The sequence below is a fragment of the Bacteroides sp. ZJ-18 genome, assembly GCF_011038705.2.
Classification (GTDB): Bacteria; Bacteroidota; Bacteroidia; order Bacteroidales; family Bacteroidaceae; genus Bacteroides; species Bacteroides hominis.
Map to the genome: position 1 here is coordinate 4,863,432 of NZ_CP072198.1, position 19,533 is coordinate 4,882,964.

Consider the following 19,533-nt stretch of genomic DNA (forward strand, 5'->3'; position numbering starts at 1 on the left):
TATTAATTAAAATGGTTTTGTTATCTGCATTTAGATAACAAAACCATAGAGTATTAGTTTTATTCACAGGCAGGTACTTCCGAAATACTTCCGTACCGATGGTACTCAAAAGCAATGCTTTGCTCTTTAATATAATGTATCAACTCTACCCTTCCGTCTTTCACCGGAGGTGCTGTAGCAATATACTTGTCAGTCTGTACAGCTGCTTCGTATATTTTCACGGGTATTTCCGGTGAGCAGGTACGGATACGTTCGTATTCGGAGATACTACTGATAAATGAATCCATTGTCTCCTTCCTCAACCGACAACCTGTGTCTGCCAAAGCTTCGGTACGATCGTCCGATGGGTCATAACTAATGGTAAGTGGAGTTCCACACAACCGGGCAGCATATACTATCATCTCTGCTGTTTCATTCCTGTCATCCGGGAAAAGCCTCAATACCATACTCTTCAGTGGCAAATAACGGAACAAATTCTGTTCACCATAAAGATTATTTATATCCCTCGGCTTTGAAAATTCCTCCTGAAAGGCTTTAGTATAGCTTTGACGATAGTCGGTTTTACTATCAGGTTTATCGGCTATTTTCACAAAGCAACTGCAATAGTTCGGGCCACCTGCTTTCACTCCTCCACCGAAAGCCGAAAGTTTCATCCCGCCAAATGGCTGCCGGTTGACAATAGCCCCTGTTATACCCCGATTGATATACAGATTTCCGGCCATTAACGAATTTTTCCAGATCTTTTGTTCGGTTTCATCCAGACTCTGGAGGCCGGATGTCAAGCCATAATCCAATCCATTCACCAAATCAATTCCTTCCTGTAAATCTTCAATACAAGCCACACTCAACAACGGACCGAACAACTCGGTGCGAAAAGAGTAACTACCCGGCTTCACTCCCCACTTTACAGTAGGAGCCAGTATATATTGCTTCTTATCAATGAATCTTGGCGGCACTAACCAAGTCTCCCCAGGTTCCAGCACTAATGCTTGCAGTAATTTTTCATTTTTATTTGTTATCATAGGCCCCACTACATTGCCCGGATCCCAGACACTCCCTACTTTCAGACTGGTAGCCGCATCAATCAGTTTCTCACGGAAACTCTTATCTTCATAGACCGAACGTTCCACTAACAGCAACGAACAGGCAGAACATTTCTGTCCTGCATTGCCAAAAGCAGAAGAAACAATATTCATAATAGCATGGTCACGATCACCGGAAGCGGTAAGTATAATGGCATTCTTTCCTCCGGTCTCTGCCGAAAGTGGAGTAACCGGAGCTGATTTTGCTATACTACGGGCTGTATCTGTACCACCGGTCAAAATAATATGTTTCACTATCGGAGAAGTGGTAAGCAGCTTCAAAGCCTCCCGATCAGTTATGATCACTTGCAATGCTTCTTTGGGTACTCCCGCATCCCAAAAAGCTTTGGCAAACAACCAAGCCACCGGAGCTGCCACCGTAGCAGGTTTCAGTATAACAGTATTTCCCCCGGCCAGGCCGGCAACAATGCCACCTATGGGAATGGCACAAGGAAAATTCCATGGAGAAATAACCAGTACAGTCCCCTTTGCTGTTAAACTAACATCACCCAACTCCGAAAAAGTTCTCATCGTTGTAGTATAAAAACGTGCATAGTCGATTCCTTCAGATACTTCTACATCTCCTTCAACAACTGTTTTTCCGGTTACTGCACACATACAGCCTATCAAATCTCCCCTCATCTCCGCCAGATTATTGGCAGCAGCATACATCATCTTATGCCGGTCTTCCAATTTGGTTTTTCTCCATCCGGCAGGATCGGCTTCGGCTATAGAAAGTATCCGTTCCACCTGCTCCGCATTGGCCTGTGACATCTCACATATACAAACATCCTCTTCCTGGCAACGATCCAGATATTTATAACGTTTCTCCGTAATTATATTTTCAGTTCCAATTTGCAATGGAATAATTTCGGGCACATCCTCTTTCGACTTTTTCCATTTGGCAAATATCTTCTCCACCCACTCCTGGTTTTGCTTCAGGTCGAAATCTGTATCCGGCTCATTTTCCATTCGGTCTGAAGGCATAGCCGGCGTATAAGGTTTATTCCGATCCTGTACTCGTGGCGAAGTATGAGTCAGATGATCTTTCATCGCATAAGCATCTTCAAACTGTTGAGCCAGAAAGTTCCAGGTATCGGTATTCGGCTTCAAATTGAACGAATGGGTCAGAAAATTATCAGGAGCCGTATTTTCATCCATACGCCGCACCAGATAAGACACTGCATTGAGGAAATGTTCGTCTTTCACAACCGGAGTATAGAGAATCACCCGGTTACCTAACATAGACTGTGCACGCCACAAATGATTGGCCATTCCTTCAAGCATCTCAAACGTCATATAGTCTGATGTACCCAATTTCCGGCTCAACAAATAGGCATATGCTATAGAGAACAGATTATGCGAAGCAACTCCCAAATGAAGCACTTCAGCATTTTCGGGTTGTAAGCCACGCTCCAACAAATGCAAATAATTGGCATCTACTTCCGTCTTTGACGGGCGTACCGGATTAGGCCATCCACGAAGTGAAGAAATAACGGTTTCCATTTCCAGATTACAGCCTTTCACCAGACGCATCTTGATAGGTGCCCCCCCGGATTCTACCCGTGCTTTGGCAAACTCAAGCAACTCAGTCTGAAAATCATAAGCGTCGGGCAAGTATGCCTGAACGACAATACCGGCCGAATAATTTTTAAACTCGGGTTTGCTCAGCACCTCTTTAAACAGACGCATAGTGAAATGTGCATCTTTATACTCCTCCATATCAAGGTTGATAAACTTAGCACGTTTCAGCCCGTCTTCGTCTACATATGGATTATCGATCGCCTTTTGATAAAGAGCAGACATGCGTCTGACCAATTCAGGAAAACTCTCCCGATAATTCAATGCATGTGTCTGAGCATAGATGCCGGAGATTTTAACCGATATATAATTTATATCCGGAGATTCCAAAGCTTCCAGATAATGATGATACCGATGATCAGCCTCTCCATTACCCAAAACCACTTCCCCCAACAAATTGACGTTTTGTCCGATCTTCTCTTTAAAACGGGACGCTAAATGTTCTGTCAGGTTCGGACGCGATTCGTCAATAATCACTTTAGAGGTATCCGTACGCAATCGCTTCTTGATAATAGGGATAGCGATAAAATCAAAATGATGTCCGAAAGCCTGATACATTTTAAAAAGAAAAGTATCCCTTTTATTTAGAAATTCAGGAACTCCATATTCATCTATCAGTGTTTTGATTCGTTTGGCAAGTTTCTTCCGGTCACGTATCTGGGAAGATTCGTCCAGCATTTTCACCAGGAATTTTTTATCTTGAGGACGCTGCACCATTACGGCATATTTATGTTGCTCACGACGCTCTTCACTTGTAATGGTTGCTTCACAGGTATTGTAGAGTTTCAGTACCCATTCGTTTACTTCAGCAATAGTTGGTCTGTCCATAAGAAATCAATGTTAAAGTAATGTATTGAATCAGAAAATAATCTCAACTTACAATTACAGAAACATGGTAGGGCTGAACATAACGGCACGATAGCGATGCAAAGTCTGCAACGCTTGCTGTGAAAACCGGTCAAAAAGCAGATATCGGTCCATAATAGTATAATTTAAGGAGGTGTGTATCTGCAAATATATAGATATTTTCTAAGAATCAATGCTCTTTGGGCTATTTTTCCTGAATCAGAAAATTACATTCCTTTTTTGATACCCGCTTTGATTAACAATGCGTTCACCGGATAGGATAAGATAAAACCAAAAAGCATGGCAATCTGCATCATAAACCAAAATGTCCAGGATGTTTTCTCAAGAGGTGCATCTGTAAAAAGTACAAAAGTAACAACAGCCATCCAACCATACATACCCACCTGCCAGGCTAACAATGAAAAGAAATCGGCCTTAAAGGCACGCGAAACAGCTTTACTAAAAGAGATTTTCTCCATTTCACGGATTGCGGCAAATTGAAAGAAAACGCCTATAACCAATGCTAAAACAAAATCAAGTACCCAGCTGCCTGCTATCAAGCTCCCCCCTATCCGTAAAGGTACCCAGTAAGTAAACCATTCTCCAATAAGATCTGCCAGCGTACAACCAGCCCCGCAATGAAAAGCAGACAAAGTGATGGACTGCCATTTGGGACGCATATCAGGCATGTCCATCTCCATCGGCATTTTCATATCCATCTTCATACTTTCTACGGGAGCCACTTCTACCATGCTATCTTTCCGGATACCAAAAGTATAATAGGCAAACAACGCAAAATAATGTCCCCACAGCCCGGTAAGCACCCAGACTATATTCATTATCTTCATGGATTGTTTGTGAAATATTACATTAATTGCCAGAATAAGGGCTATGATAAGACCGGCACATACGAAAAAGCAAGATACTGCATTGAAGAACATTGTATTCATAAGGCTCATTATTAATTGATAAGTGGTATTAATAACGAGCCTTTTGCAAAATAGTTCAGTTAAAATTATGTATTAACAAAACAACAAGACTACTCGAAGGCTTTCCGATAAGTGCATCCATTTCTCCATTCGGAACAACCATAAGCAGTTTTACCTTTAATAATCGTTCCTTTTCCGCAAAGCGGACAAAGTTGTCCCACCAAAGAGTCTGCCCCTGTCAGCACATCCGGTTGAGCCGATCCGGTGGCAGGAGACGCATTCTCAGTTGCAGAAATGACTTTCATCTTTTTCTCTTTCGGAGTAGTGGGTTTACGTTCTCGTTTCTTCGGTTCTTTCTTCTTCTTTTCTTCTTCCGCCGTTGCCGCTTCCTGAATAGTGATACGGCGGTTCGTATTATCAGACAGAACACTGTTGACTATTTCGGCTACCATCAACTTTAACTCTTCAAGAAACTGCCGTGCATCATAAGTCTTCTTCTCTATCTCACGTAACTTTTTCTCCCAAATACCCGTCAACTCAGCTGATTTCAACAACTCTTCATGAATCAACTGGATCAATTCCACTCCTGTAGGGGTAGCTATCAGGTTCTTTTTCTCCTTACGGATATAATTACGCTTAAAAAGGGTCTCGATAATAGCTGCACGGGTAGACGGCCGACCAATACCATTTTCTTTTAACGCATCTCGAAGTTCATCGTTGTCAACCAATTTACCGGCAGTTTCCATCGCACGAAGCAGAGTGGCTTCGGTATAAGGTTTAGGTGGCTGAGTCCATTTCTCATTCAAGTCGGGTAGATGCGGGCCACTTTCTCCTTTCACGAAAACAGGAAGTACATTCTCCTCTTCACCTTCTTTTTCTTCATTCGGATCTTTCACATCTTTGGAAAAGACCACACGCCATCCCGGTTCCAGAATCTGCTTGCCAGTCACCTTGAATTCAATGCCATCTACCTCCCCCATTACAGTCGTGGTAGAGACTTTACAATCAGGATAAAAAACGGCTATAAACCGACGGGCTATCAGATCGAAAACCTTACGTTCCATATCTGTCAGATTTTGCGGATGAACCCCTGTGGGAATAATAGCATGGTGATCGGTTACTTTCGAACTATCAAAAACTTTTTTTGACTTAGGCAATGAAGTTCCGGACAACGGTGCAGTCAGTACTTCGTAATCTTTCAGCCCTTTTAAGATATTCGGACATTTGGGATAAATATCATCACTGAGGAAAGTAGTATCTACACGCGGATAAGTAGTCACTTTCTTTTCATAAAGCGACTGAATCAGTTTCAGGGTCTCGTCAGCAGAATAGGCAAATTTCTTATTGCACTCCACCTGAAGAGAGGTCAAGTCGAACAGACGGGGAGCATACTCTTTCCCATCTTTCTTAACCACAGAAGTTACCACGAAAGGCAGGTTTTTAATACGTTCTACCAATGCCATCCCCTCGTCACGGTTAGCTATCGGGTCAATGCCCCGGTTCTCTGTTCTCTTAGTCTTGCCACCGGCTTTTTCTTCTTCAGCAGCCAACTCTTCATCACTCTTACGAATAAGGGCAGAAAAAGTCGTATCACGGTACATTGTTTTCAGTTCCCAATATTGTTTTGGCTGAAAATTTTCAATATCAAGCTGCCGATTGACAATAAGAGCAAGAGTAGGTGTCTGAACACGTCCGATAGAAAGCACTTGTCGGTTCTGTCCATATTTTACGGTATAAAGCCGCGTAGCATTCATCCCAAGCAGCCAGTCGCCAATGGCTCTGGACATACCTGCCTCGTAAAGCGGTTGAAAATCATCCTGATCTTTTAACTTTGCAAAACCCTCTTTAATAGCCTCTTCGGTCAGCGAAGAAATCCACAAACGTTTTACCGGACACCGCGCTCCGGCTTTCTGCATCACCCACCGCTGAATCAGCTCTCCTTCTTGGCCGGCATCACCACAATTGATAATCTCATCGGCCTGTTGCATCAACCTTTCAATAATACGGAATTGCTTTTCGTAAGTAGGGTTCTCTATCAGTTTGATGCCAAAACGAGGAGGAATCATAGGCAGACTGCCCAAACTCCATGATTTCCATCCGGGAGTATATTCATGGGGTTCTTTCAGGGTACAAAGATGGCCGAACGTCCAGGTTACCTGGTATCCGTTCCCCTCAATATACCCCTCTTTCCGTTCGCGGGCTCCTAATATATCAGCAATATCACGTGCCACAGAGGGCTTTTCGGCAATGCAAACTATCATTTGTTTTTTATTATAATGAGAATTGAGCAGACAAAGATACAAAAAAATAGAAAGGGGGAAGTAGTAATCCATCGCCATTTATTTTGTAGCTTTGCTCTGTACAATCTTTAAAATTTAAAAAGACATGAAAAGCTACAAATTATTATTTGCACTTACCTTACTCTTTGTATTTGCTTTCAATGCGAAAGCACAATATGTCCATGAACGCTCTGACCAATATACACCTCCCGAAGATTCTCTGGTGGTCAGGAAACTCCATCACTGGCAGGACCAGAAGTTCGGAATGCTGATTCACTGGGGATTATATTCCGTTGCCGGAATTGTAGAATCATGGTCCATCTGTTCGGAAGAAGCGGATTGGATACCGCGTGATAGTACCATTGCCTATGAAGATTATAAAAAATGGTACTGGGGATTGAAAGATTCATTCAATCCTACCCGTTTCAACCCGGAACAGTGGGCACAGGCTGCCAAAGCGGCAGGTATGCGTTATGCCATCTTCACCACCAAACATCACGATGGATTCAATATGTTCAACACGGCTTACTCCGATTTTTCAATTTCAAAGGGTCCTTTCAAAACAAATCCCCGGGCAGATGTAGCCAAATATGTGTTTGAAGCTTTTCGCAACAACGACTTAATGGTAGGAGCCTATTTTTCTAAACCGGACTGGCACTCGGAATATTATTGGTGGCCCCGCTACGCTACTCCCCGCCGTACACAGAATTACAATATAGAAAAGAACCCCTGGCGCTGGAATCAATTCAAAGAGTTCACTTACAACCAAATCAGCGAGTTGATGCACAACTACGGTTCTATCGACATTTTATGGTTAGACGGAGGATGGGTAAATAACCCCGGAACCAAATCGGTATTGGACATGGACCGTATATCGCAAATGGCACGAAAAGCACAACCGGGTATTTTATTCGTAGACCGCACCATCCATGGTAAATACGAAAATTATCAGACCCCGGAACAACAAATCCCGGACAAACAACTTCCCTACCCATGGGAGACTTGCATGACACTGGGAGTAGACTGGGGATACACTCCACATGCGGTATTCAAATCACCCACTACAGTGATAGCAAAGTTAATGGAAATCGTAGCTAAAGGCGGAAGTTTGCTACTCGGTGTCGGCCCTACCCCTGAAGGAATATTACAAGAAGAAATTGTCAGCCGGTTGGACACTATAGGAGAATGGATGACGAAAAACGGCCCGGCTATCTACAATACCGTTACGACTCCTGACTATCATAGTGAAGGCATCTGGTTTACCATGAACAAAAACAAAAAAACAATGTATGCATTATACAGTGATCCGAAAGCCCGGACTCTTCCTAACTACATAGAATGGGAAAATAATATTCCTGCTAAAGGAAGTGCTGTTTACTGCCTTCAAAACGGTAAAAAAGTAAGATGGGAAATAAAGAACAATCGGGTACGTGTCTATTTACCTCAGAATCTGAAAACAGAGGTGAACGCGCTTGCATTCTCCTTCACCCCCCAATAATAGTCATGCAACCATTTATTCCATAAATAATACGTAGATGATATTGACCGGGATAGAACTAAAATCATAAAGAGGCGGAGTATTGCAATACTCCGCCTCTTCGTTTATCATTTCTCAAAGACTGTTTTTTTATTCTTCATCCATCAGGATTTCCAGAATCTGACAAGCAGCCTTAGCCACCGGAGTACCCGGACCAAAGATCGCAGCTACACCGGCCTTATACAAGAAGTCATAATCCTGGGCAGGAATTACACCACCGGCTATTACTACGATATCTTCACGTCCCAACTTCTTCAATTCTTCAATAATCTGCGGAACCAATGTCTTGTGCCCTGCAGCCAACGAAGAAACTCCGACTACGTGAACATCATTCTCTACCGCTTCACGAGCTGCTTCCGCAGGAGTCTGGAACAACGGTCCCATATCCACGTCGAAACCACAGTCGGCATAACCGGTAGCTACTACCTTGGCACCACGATCGTGACCGTCCTGGCCCATCTTTGCAACCATAATACGAGGTTGACGTCCCTCTTTCTTTGCAAACTTCTCAGTGAGTTCGCAAGCACGCTTAAAGTCAGCGTCGCCTTTGCTTTCTGATGAATACACGCCTGATATAGTTCTAATTATTGCTTTATAACGTCCTACTACTTGTTCGCAAGCATACGAGATTTCACCCAATGTTGCACGAACATGAGCAGCTTCTACAGCTAACTCAAGTAAATTGCCCTTACCGGTTTTGACACATTCGGTAATGGCAGCCAATGCTTTGTCCACCTCAGCTTGGTTACGGCCTTCTTTCAAACGCTTCAGGTTCTCGATCTGCTCTTTACGAACAGCGGTATTGTCAACTTCAAGAATATCAATCGGGTCTTCTTTCTCAAGACGATACTTATTTACACCGACGATAGTCTGTGAACCACTGTCGATACGAGCTTGTGCCCGGGCAGCAGCCTCTTCAATACGCATCTTCGGAATACCGGTTTCGATAGCTTTCGCCATACCGCCCAACTTCTCAATTTCCTGAATATGTTCCCAAGCACTGTGAGCCAGTTCATTAGTTAATGACTCTACATAGTAAGAACCACCCCACGGATCTACGTTCTTGCAAATATAAGTTTCTTCCTGAATATAAATCTGAGTATTACGGGCAATACGGGCAGAAAAGTCTGTCGGCAAAGCAATAGCTTCATCAAGCGCATTGGTGTGCAACGACTGAGTATGTCCCAGCGCAGCAGCCATAGCCTCGATACAAGTACGTCCTACATTGTTAAACGGATCTTGCTCAGTCAATGACCAACCGGAAGTCTGCGAGTGAGTACGCAATGCAAGCGACTTCGGATTCTTCGGATTAAACTGTTTCACAATCTTTGCCCATAACATACGTGCAGCACGCATTTTGGCAATTTCCATAAAATGGTTTGTTCCGATAGCCCAGAAGAAAGAGAGGCGCGGAGCAAAAGCATCGATATCGATACCTGCAGCAACACCGGCACGAAGATACTCCAGACCATCAGCCAACGTATAAGCCAACTCAATATCAGCTGTGGCACCTGCTTCCTGCATGTGATAACCAGAAATGGAGATAGAGTTGAACTTCGGCATCTTCTGTGAAGTATATTCAAAAATATCAGAGATGATCTTCATAGAGAATGCAGGCGGATAAATATAGGTATTACGCACCATAAATTCTTTCAGAATATCATTCTGGATCGTTCCGGCCATCTCTTCAAGTTTGGCTCCCTGTTCTAATCCGGCATTGATATAAAATGCCATAATCGGAAGTACGGCACCATTCATTGTCATAGATACAGACATCTTGTTCAAAGGAATGCCATCAAACAAGACTTTCATATTTTCAAGCGAACAGATAGACACGCCGGCCTTACCAACGTCACCTACCACACGTTCATGGTCAGGGTCATAACCGCGGTGTGTAGCCAAGTCAAAAGCAACCGACAGGCCTTTCTGTCCGGAAGCTAAGTTACGACGATAGAAAGCATTCGACTCTTCAGCTGTAGAGAACCCTGCATACTGGCGGATAGTCCATGGACGAAGGGTATACATCACCGAATACGGACCACGCAAATAAGGAGGAAGACCGGCAGCATAGTCCAGATGTTCCATTCCTTCAAGGTCTTCTTTTGTGTAAACAGGCTTTACGCAGATGTGTTCCGGAGTCTTCCAGTTGGCCTCGATTCCGTTAGCCTTTTGCCATTCTGCACCATTAGCGGGCTGGAATGCTGCGTAGATATCTAAGTTTTTAAAATCTTTTCTCATCTTACTTCAATAATTTAGCGTTGAACTCTTTAAGTGTCTCCAGTACATTTACACGTACATGGATGAAGTTCTCAATACCGGCTGCTTTCAGTTCTTCGGCGCATTCCGGATTTCCGGCAACGATGAACATGGCGCGGCCATTCAAAGCCTGGAAAGCCGGAACAGCATATTGGGCATACTCTTCATCGCTTGAACAGAGCACCACAATATCGGCTTTTGCAGCCATCGCAGCTTCTACGCCTGCTTCAACCGTTTCAAAACCAAGATTATCAACCACCTCATATCCGGCACAAGCCAGGAAATTACAAGAGTATTGTGCGCGTGCCTGCCGCATAGCCAGATTACCGATCGTCAGCATAAATGCTTTCGGACGTTTCCCACTGGCTTCGGTTTCAAGACGCAACGCCTCAAATTGACTTGCCGCACGATCGAAGTTCAATGTAGTAACATCTTTTTCACAAGTATCGTGTCCACCACAACAGCATGTGGCTTCTACCGGCTTCTTATCACCCGCTTTTTCATTGAAATTTGGGAACTGGTTAGTACCCAGCAGAATCTCGCGACGCTGAGCCACAGCTTTATGGCGTGCTTTATTGCTTTCATTCACAGCAGCCTGAACAGTACCGGCTTTCAATGCTGCATAGAAGCCTCCTTCTTCTTCAATGGCAAGGAAGATTTCCCATGCCTGCTTAGCAATAGAGACTGTCAGATTTTCAATGTAGTAAGAACCGGCAGCCGGGTCAATTACTTTATCGAAATGTGATTCTTCTTTCAACAGCAGTTGCTGGTTACGGGCCAGACGTTCGGAAAACTCATCCGGAGTTTCATAGGTCTTGTCAAAAGGAACCACCGTCATTGAATCTACACCACCCAGAGCAGCCGACATTGCCTCAGTTTGTGTACGAAGCAAGTTTACATGAGCATCAAACAGAGTCAGATTAAAAGTAGATGTTTCAGCATGTACCTTCATTTTAGCAGCGCAACGGCATTCTCCGTTAGGTCCTTTATTTTCGCAATCACGCAGACATTCCGGGTTGTAAGAAGCCACTATGTTAGCCCATAACATACGGGCAGCACGGAACTTTGCAATTTCAAGGAAGTAATTAGAACTGATACCGAAATTAAACTTAATCTTTTTGGCTACGATGGCAGCAGGAAGTTCAGCTTCGGTCAACTGACTCATATATTCATTACCCCATGCCAATGCATATCCCAATTCCTGAGAAATATAAGCACCTGCATTGTTCAGTGTCAGGGCATTCACATTCAGTACACGGTATTTAGGCAATTGGGCAGTAGCTTCGATCAGCGCTTTGGCTGTTTGTACCATATCCCCTTTCTCTTTGCCTTTTGTCAGCATTTTATTGAAGAAATCGTAATTGATAGAGCCTTGCAGCTTTGTCAAATCATAGTCTTTCTTTTGAAAATAAGCTACCAGCAAATCAGCCAGTTCTACCACGTGCCCCTGACAAGTAGAAAAATTCAACTCAACACATTCTGCACAAATATCGTTCAACAAAGTCTCAATGTATTCCGCATTGAGTTCTTTAGCCTTCACATGGAAAGAAAGAGAATCGATACCTTTATTCAGAATATCCAGAGCCTTGGCGTTGGCTTCCTTCGGACATTCCACCTTAATCTCCTGGCGAACCAACCACTCATTACTGTTCTTCTTTGTACCTCTTAAATAAGGAAATTCTCCGGGAAGCGCATCGGTTGTTTTCAGTCCTTCCAGGTCTTCCATCCGGTAGAAAGGTTTTACCTTGAATCCTTCGTTTGTCTTCCAAACGAGTTTCTTCTCAAAATCAGCTCCTTTCAGGTCGGCTGTGACCTTCTCCATCCACTTCTCGGTGGAAACAGGAGAAAAATCTGAGAAGAGTTTTTCTTTACTGTCTGCCATAGTTTATTTATTTAAAATTAAAATAAGATTGTTATCTCAATTTATTTCTCTGAATCCTTTATCAAAATGTAAGATTGCGACTTGCAAATATACTGAAATAGTCTAAACCCTACGCTTTTTTTAGGGAAAATTCGCACTACCCACCGCCTCCGTACCACGGCTCTTTCATTTAACCTGCCTTGCTCTCATACAAAAAACACGTTTCGATCTTCCATCTTCCACCTTTCAGAACACATATTACTGATTGTGAGACACATAACTTGGTGGAAGATGCGATTTTTATGCCATTTATCTTCCACCCCTATCTTCCATCTTCCACCCACTGTTTTAGGGGATATTTCAGTGATAACAGACTGTAAAGCAAATGGATATATCCAATTTCTTATCCGTTTATCTCTCTAAAAGCATTTCATTTTCCTTACTATCTTTAGTACAAATGGCCGGATCTTTATCTCAGCCCGGGCATGCGGGCTCATCAGCCCGGGTATGCGGGCCCATCGGCCCGGGTATGCGGGCTCACCGGCCCGGGTATGCAGGATGGACTAAAGAGTTTTATGACAATGGTTAATCTACTACACTTCTCCGGTAATAGCCGCCCGAATTCTTTCTTAAAAAAGAAATAACGAGAGGCTGTCAAAACTCACCACAGAGGACACAGAGTGACACAGAGGCGATTTTAAATTGTTGATTATTAGCAAAAAGGCTCTGTGCTACTCCGTGGTGAAAAAAGTTTCGACACAGCCTCGTGTGCGAATGGAAGGCTTTTTTTAGGGGGAGGGAAGACAAGGGAGGAAGACGGTTGTAAAATGAAAGAGCCGTCCCCCCGCGCTTCCCTTAAAATAAAAGGCAGGCAAATATTTGATTACCTCCGAGGTTATAGCTAATTTTGCACCCGTTTACAAAAAATTATAAACTACTATATTATGGATTGGTTACAAGATTTATTATGGAACCCCAACTCCGTAGCCCACATTGTTTTCCTCTACGCCTTCGTAGTGGCAGCAGGTGTCTATTTGGGAAAAATCAAAATCTTCGGAGTTTCGTTAGGGGTTACTTTTGTTTTGTTTGCCGGCATCCTGATGGGACATTTTGGCTTCACAGGCGATACCCATATCCTACATTTCATCCGTGAATTCGGATTGATATTGTTCGTATTCTGTATCGGTCTCCAAGTGGGGCCTTCTTTCTTTTCTTCATTCAAGAAAGGCGGAATGACCCTGAACATGCTGGCCGTAGGAATTGTGGTATTAAACATCGCCGTAGCAATGACACTTTATTTCATTCTGGGAGGCAGAATCGAGCTCCCTATGATGGTGGGTATCCTATACGGCGCAGTCACAAACACCCCGGGGCTCGGTGCCGCACAAGAAGCACTGAATCAATTGAGCTACTCCGGGCCACAGATCGCATTAGGCTATGCCTGTGCTTATCCGTTAGGAGTAGTGGGTATTATAGGCTCCATCATTGCTGTCCGCTACATCTTCCGTATCAATTTCGCCAAAGAAGAAGAAAACTGGAATCAAGAAACTGACGGTACACACCACAAACCACACCTGATGAGCCTGGAAGTGCATAATGAAGCCATCTACGGAAAAACTCTGGGCACAATCAGCAGCTTCCTCGGACGTCCGTTTGTTTGCTCGCGTATCCGTAAAGACGGACACGTCAGCATTCCGAATCACAGTACTATTCTGGAACAGAACGACCAATTATTTGTGGTCTGTTCAGAAGAAGACTCAGATGCTATTGTAGCCTTTATCGGACGTGAAGTGCAAGTAGACTGGGAAAAGCAAGATATGCCGATGGTATCCCGTCGTATTCTGGTAACCAAACCGGAAATTAATGGAAAGAAACTTGGTATGTTGAACTTCCGCAGCATGTACAATGTCAACATCACGCGTGTGAACCGTTCGGGTGTCGATCTTTTTGCCAACCCGAATCTGGTACTTCAGGTAGGTGACCGTGTTATGGTGGTAGGCTCCGAAGATGCTGTAGAACGAGTAGCGAGTGTACTGGGTAATTCACTGAAGCGCCTTAACGAACCGAACATCGTCACATTGTTCGTAGGTATTTTCCTGGGTATCCTTTGCGGCAGCCTTCCCATTGCATTCCCGGGCATGCCGACTCCGGTAAAACTCGGTCTTGCCGGCGGACCATTGGTGGTGGCTATCCTGATAGGACGTTTCGGACACAAATTACATCTGGTGACCTACACAACTCAAAGTGCCAACCTGATGATACGTGAAATCGGCATTGTTCTTTTCCTTGCCAGTGTGGGCATCGAAGCCGGAGCTAATTTTGTGGATACTGTGATCCATGGAGACGGTCTGCTTTATGTAGGTTGTGGTTTCCTGATTACGATTATCCCTTTGCTGATTATCGGAATTATAGCACGATCATACTATAAAATTAATTATTTCATGCTGATGGGATTGATTGCGGGTAGTAATACAGACCCTCCCGCATTGGCATATTCCAACCAGGCAACCGGTAGCGATGCTCCGGCAGTAGGCTATTCTACAGTATATCCGCTGTCTATGTTCCTCCGTATCCTTGCGGGACAAATGATTTTGTTGTTAATGATGTAACAAATCAAAAATAGCAATGGCCAATTACTGTGTTTTCATTTACACCGTAGTTGGCCATTAACATATTATAGCATGCCCGATTCTGATTTATAAATTTAGTTTTTTAACTATAAACTCTTCTATAAACCTTACCGTTTCATCGATTCCCAATACCGAAGAGTCAATGCAAAGATGATAGGTTGCAGCCGCTCCCCAAGTTTTATAACTGTAATAATTATAATATTCGGAGCGTTTCTTATCTGCCTTATTCATTTTTTCCTCAGCAGCTTCTTCAGAAATGCCATGAATACGGCACAAACGCGCCACGCGGTCTTCGTGCGAAGCAGAAATGAAAATATTGGCGCAACGGGGATGTTCGCGCAAAATGTAATCGGCACAACGCCCCACGAATACACAAGATTTCTCTGCTGCAAGATGCCGGATGACATCACTCTGAATTTTAAAGAGAGCATCATTACTCAGACAATTGGTACAGGGCATAGCACCATCACTGATAAAAGGAAAACGCATCCCAAACAATCCACCTATAATACCTTGGGAAGCTTTTTCATCCGCTTTCTCGAAAAATTCCCGACAAAGTCCACTCTCCTCTGAAGCCAGATTAATCAGCTCTTTATCATAAAAATCAATGCCTAACCTGGCTGCCAGTTTTTCCCCGATCTCTTTTCCGCCACTGCCCAATTGACGGCCGATATTGATGACATAATTACCGTTCATAGTACATTTGTATATTGGTTCAATAGCAAACATACACATTATTTCCGAAAGAAGGAAATAAATAATGTACCAATATCCGGCACATCGCATTTCTTATCAATTGGTAACTTTTCTTCTTTTCCATAGACGTATCTTTGCATCCGCTAAAAAAAACATAGATTTTATGAAAGACAGTATTGATTTCGGAAACATGGAAATCCCGAGACTGTTCAGGAAGTTGTTGATCCCAACAGTACTCGGAATGGTTTTTTCCGCCATTTTTGTAATTACCGATGGTATCTTTGTCGGTAAAGGAATTGGTAGCGACGCCTTGGCGGCAGTCAATATCACGGCCCCGCTATTTATGATCACCACCGGCATCGGATTGATGTTCGGAGTGGGTGCATCTGTCGTGGCGTCCATCCATTTATCACAAGGCAAACGAAAAGTGGCAAGTATCAATATCACACAGGCACTTGCCTTTTCATCCCTCCTGATCCTGGTATTATCAGCACTTTGCTGCTACTTTGCAGAACCGATAGGACGATTACTCGGCAGTTCGGAACGATTGCTGCCGTTGGTAGTGGAATACATGAACTGGTATGTTCCTTTTCTCGTTTTCTATCTGCTTTTGAGTGCCGGCATGTTTTATATCCGCCTGGACGGATCGCCCAACTATGCTATGATGTGCAATGCCGTGTCAGCCATTATCAATATCGTACTCGATTATATTTTCATCTTCCAATTAGGTTGGGGGATGATGGGAGCTGCCTTTGCCACCAGTTTGGGAACTATGGTCGGCGGATTGATGACTCTTATTTATCTACTCCGTTTTTCTCGCAACGTGGGCATTTATCGTATCAAACTTAGCCGGAAAAGTATGCAGCTTACCTTCCGCAATATCGGCTATATGGTGAGGCTCGGCTCTTCGGCATTCATCAGCGAAGCATCTATAGCCAGTATGATGTTTTTGGGGAATTACGTATTTATCAGCCATTTGGGAGAAAGTGGTGTAGCAGCATTCAGCATCGTGTGTTACTTCTTTCCTATTATCTTTATGGTATACAACGCCATCGCCCAATCGGCACAACCCATCATCAGTTACAATTTCGGGCAACAGAATCCGGGCAGAGTGGCACGTACCATCCGACTGGCATTGAAAACAGCTTTGGGATGTGGTATTTTATTCTTTACTGCAACTCTTGTATTCAATCACGAAATAGTAGGACTATTCATCGACAAAAGTTACAAAGCGTATGACATTGCAGTAGATGGAATTCCGTATTTTGCAGTCGGTTATCTGTTCTTTGCACTCAACATAGTTGGTATCGGTTATTATCAAAGTATCGAACGTGCCCGGCGAGCCACTGTCATCACCCTTTTCCGGGGAACATTGTTTATGTTGACAGGCTTCCTGCTCCTGCCTCCGATACTGGGAATAAAAGGTATTTGGCTTGCCGTCCCTCTTGCCGAACTGCTGACTTTGCTGCTGATTATTGGAATTTACCTGAAAGACTCTTTCGCCACTCGCCGATGATGCGTATCTTTGCATCGTTCAAACAGATGTAAAAGAGCCTTATGGAAACATTTATTGAAAAATTCAGGAATAGCTATCGTCTTTCGGAAACCGATACGCAGACTCTTCTCAATTATATGGAGGAGGTGCGTTTCAAAAAGAAAGAAGTCATTGTTCATGAAGGTTCCAGAAACGGAAATTTATATCTGATAAAGCAAGGCATCTGGCGCGCTCATTATCTGAAAGACGGGGTTGATACCACCATCTGGTTTGCCGGGGAAGGCGAAGCCGCTTTTTCGGTATGGGGATACGTGGAAAATACAGCATCGCACATCACAATCGAGGTGATGTGCGACAGCATAGCCTATTGTATATCCGGACAAACATTGAACGGTCTTTATGCCTCATCACTCGGTCTTGCCAATCTGGGACGCCGCCTGATGGAGCAACAATTACTCAGCACTGAAAATTGGTTGATCAGTGCCGGAAGTCCAAAAGCCAAAGAGCGTTACCTGACACTTATCAAAGAACATCCCGAACTGCTACAAAACGTACCTTTGAAACACATAGCTTCCTATCTGTGGATAACGCCACAGTCACTGAGCAGAATCCGGGGAGAAATAAAGATGTGATCAGCCTCTCCCCCCAAAAAATGTAATCGTCTTTTGAGAAAGAAATGTCAAACCTGATACAGGATCAACTCCTGTTTACAGAAAGTATATATGCAAGCCAGCCGGTGGGAATTGAAATATATGACGCAATGGCATTTCACTAATCTATTATAATATAGCAGGTTCTTTATTCGCACGAAGGTGGCCGGCTGCCTGTCCATGTCCTGATGAATGTTTAAAATGGGTCGGCATATATTTTTTCCTTGTTCTGCATTGAATTTACATAACGCAAGCGGGTAAACACAGATCCGCTCTCTTTTCGTTAAATCTCCCCATACTAACGGCGTTCAGCAAACAATCCCACCAATAAAAGTGTTTCGTAATACATTTTTTAGCCGTTTGCTATGGTAATTCAGAAATTATCACCATCTTTGTGGTGAACTATCAAATTTTTGTAAGGCTGAAACAAAGGAGAGAAATCATCTTTGTTTCACACTAACTGTAGGTGTATAATTTTATATACCTACAGTTTCTGGATAAAAACGGCTCTGCCCCCGTGTCTAACTTCGTAATGGGTTAGCATATTTTTCTTTCTTTGTTTCGGCTTTGAAAGTTTGATAGTTCAGCGGGTCAGCAGGGCCGTTCATTCTTCCCTGCCCGATATACGTTTGAGCTATGGGCAAACAATCTATTATCAAAATCTTGTATTTCCACCGGCGAAGAACCAACGCAAACGGTTGGTATCGGTTGGATTTTATTTTTCAGCGAGGTAAAAAGATTCTGCATTATACCCTCTCTACCCGGGATTACGAATATGCAGAGTGTTTCTGTTCACCCTCCCATATCGAACGTGCAGACATGATTGTCTTTGTGGCTGAACTTTTTTTAGAAATTCACAAAGTGAAATATTCATGCTTGAAACGTACACCAAGCCAGGCGTATGCCACTTCCAAATATATATCCCGGATCAATCAAATGTGCAAAAAGAACCATTATCACAAAACGCCTGTCATTATAGACGGACTATAGTACTTTGATCTTTCATAATAAATTCTCTTTTATAATTGACTTTGAATCTAAATCCGACTCACCAAACCAGTTGACTCGCCGAACCGCTGCCACTCTACCCCCCGGAGGACAGCGGTTCTTTTTCTTTCATTTAACCAGTTCACATGAATCGTTTCTTTATTCTATTACATATTTAATTCCTTAATTATCAACATTTAATCATTCGTATAGGTGTCTTTATCCGGTCCCGTGTACCCGAGCTCATGGGCACGCCTGCGCGAGACCGGATGTAGATTGCACCATTTCCGGTTGAACAAGAAGGAAAAACAAAATGCTTTAAGAGGTGATTTTGCTTAAGAAATGCATAGTTTATGGTTGATAATTAATGGCCTGTACAGTATTCTCGCCTTAAAACAGCAAGTGGAAGATGGAAGATCAAAATGCATTTTTCGCATGAGAAGGCTTTGCATTAATTTATTTTCCGGAGTTCCATCACAAGCAATGGCTTTGAACACCCGGAGGATGTACTGCCTCACGAAGTACGGGTGTCGAAAGTATATTTCATCGTCGACCGTAAGTTTACACACCGCGTCAGCCAAATGACGTTTTACCGTTACCCACTATCCAAATACTTCCCCGGGCATTTACTGCGGGCAGGAACGGCCGAGGAGGAAGAATCTCAAGAACAGGAAGATAACTCCGGTATCAACGGCAAAGGATGA

The 19,533-nt window shown here is 43.4% G+C and carries 12 protein-coding genes; 6 read left to right on the plus strand and 6 right to left on the minus strand.

Going from position 1 to position 19,533, the window contains the following annotated elements:
- Positions 1 to 59: 59 nt before the first annotated feature.
- From G7Y45_RS19695 to G7Y45_RS19705, 3 genes are all read right to left on the minus strand, one after another.
- On the minus strand, positions 60 to 3,491 hold the full coding sequence (locus tag G7Y45_RS19695) for a bifunctional proline dehydrogenase/L-glutamate gamma-semialdehyde dehydrogenase (RefSeq protein ID WP_165016193.1): 3,432 nt from the start codon (positions 3,489 to 3,491) through the stop codon (positions 60 to 62).
- 245 nt (positions 3,492 to 3,736) lie between these two features.
- On the minus strand, positions 3,737 to 4,459 hold the full coding sequence (locus G7Y45_RS19700; protein ID WP_005808413.1) for a DUF4396 domain-containing protein: 723 nt from the start codon (positions 4,457 to 4,459) through the stop codon (positions 3,737 to 3,739).
- Positions 4,460 to 4,548: 89 nt separating this feature from the next.
- A complete protein-coding gene (locus G7Y45_RS19705) occupies positions 4,549 to 6,699 on the minus strand; it encodes a DNA topoisomerase 3 (RefSeq protein WP_005781365.1) in 2,151 nt (716 codons plus the stop codon).
- Between the two features lie 124 nt (positions 6,700 to 6,823).
- Between G7Y45_RS19705 and G7Y45_RS19710 the strand changes: the two genes are divergently transcribed.
- Complete coding sequence (locus G7Y45_RS19710) at positions 6,824 to 8,215, plus strand: alpha-L-fucosidase (protein ID WP_005808417.1); 1,392 nt, start codon at positions 6,824 to 6,826, stop codon at positions 8,213 to 8,215.
- Positions 8,216 to 8,344: 129 nt separating this feature from the next.
- Here G7Y45_RS19710 and scpA read toward each other — a convergent pair whose 3' ends face one another.
- The gene (scpA, locus tag G7Y45_RS19715; RefSeq protein ID WP_005781369.1) at positions 8,345 to 10,492 is read right to left on the minus strand and encodes a methylmalonyl-CoA mutase; all 2,148 of its coding nucleotides are present in this window, start codon (positions 10,490 to 10,492) and stop codon (positions 8,345 to 8,347) included.
- Position 10,493: 1 nt separating this feature from the next.
- Positions 10,494 to 12,392 (minus strand): methylmalonyl-CoA mutase small subunit, encoded by a 1,899-nt coding sequence (gene mutA, locus G7Y45_RS19720; RefSeq protein ID WP_005808421.1) that lies wholly within the window; start codon positions 12,390 to 12,392, stop codon positions 10,494 to 10,496.
- A 923-nt stretch (positions 12,393 to 13,315) separates the two neighbouring features.
- Here mutA and G7Y45_RS19725 point away from each other — a divergent pair.
- Complete coding sequence (locus G7Y45_RS19725) at positions 13,316 to 14,980, plus strand: putative transporter (protein ID WP_005821705.1); 1,665 nt, start codon at positions 13,316 to 13,318, stop codon at positions 14,978 to 14,980.
- A gap of 87 nt (positions 14,981 to 15,067) precedes the next feature.
- On the opposite strand, the gene G7Y45_RS19730 is transcribed toward G7Y45_RS19725, so the two are convergent.
- Positions 15,068 to 15,697, minus strand: a complete 630-nt coding sequence (locus G7Y45_RS19730; protein WP_005781380.1) for an AAA family ATPase — start codon at positions 15,695 to 15,697, stop codon at positions 15,068 to 15,070.
- 163 nt (positions 15,698 to 15,860) lie between these two features.
- Between G7Y45_RS19730 and G7Y45_RS19735 the strand changes: the two genes are divergently transcribed.
- From G7Y45_RS19735 to G7Y45_RS19750, 4 genes are all read left to right on the plus strand, one after another.
- Positions 15,861 to 17,213: an MATE family efflux transporter gene (locus G7Y45_RS19735; RefSeq protein WP_122330235.1), complete on the plus strand. Its 1,353-nt coding sequence runs from the start codon at positions 15,861 to 15,863 to the stop codon at positions 17,211 to 17,213.
- A 41-nt stretch (positions 17,214 to 17,254) separates the two neighbouring features.
- Positions 17,255 to 17,824, plus strand: a complete 570-nt coding sequence (locus tag G7Y45_RS19740; RefSeq protein WP_005808429.1) for a Crp/Fnr family transcriptional regulator — start codon at positions 17,255 to 17,257, stop codon at positions 17,822 to 17,824.
- 654 nt (positions 17,825 to 18,478) lie between these two features.
- Positions 18,479 to 18,832, plus strand: a complete 354-nt coding sequence (locus G7Y45_RS19745) for a hypothetical protein (protein WP_044300621.1) — start codon at positions 18,479 to 18,481, stop codon at positions 18,830 to 18,832.
- Positions 18,833 to 19,356: 524 nt separating this feature from the next.
- Positions 19,357 to 19,533 carry a hypothetical protein gene (locus G7Y45_RS19750; RefSeq protein ID WP_241158999.1) on the plus strand — a complete coding sequence of 59 codons (177 nt, stop codon included), beginning with the start codon at positions 19,357 to 19,359 and terminating at the stop codon, positions 19,531 to 19,533.

Excerpts from the sequence above, each read along its gene's own strand:
- G7Y45_RS19695 (WP_165016193.1), bottom strand. The coding sequence starts at position 3,491 with ATGGACAGACCAACTATTGCTGAAGTAAACGAATGGGTACTGAAACTC.
- G7Y45_RS19700 (WP_005808413.1), bottom strand. The coding sequence starts at position 4,459 with ATGAATACAATGTTCTTCAATGCAGTATCTTGCTTTTTCGTATGTGCC.
- G7Y45_RS19705 (WP_005781365.1), bottom strand. The coding sequence starts at position 6,699 with ATGATAGTTTGCATTGCCGAAAAGCCCTCTGTGGCACGTGATATTGCT.
- G7Y45_RS19710 (WP_005808417.1), top strand. The coding sequence starts at position 6,824 with ATGAAAAGCTACAAATTATTATTTGCACTTACCTTACTCTTTGTATTT.
- scpA (WP_005781369.1), bottom strand. The coding sequence starts at position 10,492 with ATGAGAAAAGATTTTAAAAACTTAGATATCTACGCAGCATTCCAGCCC.
- mutA (WP_005808421.1), bottom strand. The coding sequence starts at position 12,392 with ATGGCAGACAGTAAAGAAAAACTCTTCTCAGATTTTTCTCCTGTTTCC.
- G7Y45_RS19725 (WP_005821705.1), top strand. The coding sequence starts at position 13,316 with ATGGATTGGTTACAAGATTTATTATGGAACCCCAACTCCGTAGCCCAC.
- G7Y45_RS19730 (WP_005781380.1), bottom strand. The coding sequence starts at position 15,697 with ATGAACGGTAATTATGTCATCAATATCGGCCGTCAATTGGGCAGTGGC.
- G7Y45_RS19735 (WP_122330235.1), top strand. The coding sequence starts at position 15,861 with ATGAAAGACAGTATTGATTTCGGAAACATGGAAATCCCGAGACTGTTC.
- G7Y45_RS19740 (WP_005808429.1), top strand. The coding sequence starts at position 17,255 with ATGGAAACATTTATTGAAAAATTCAGGAATAGCTATCGTCTTTCGGAA.
- G7Y45_RS19745 (WP_044300621.1), top strand. The coding sequence starts at position 18,479 with ATGGGCAAACAATCTATTATCAAAATCTTGTATTTCCACCGGCGAAGA.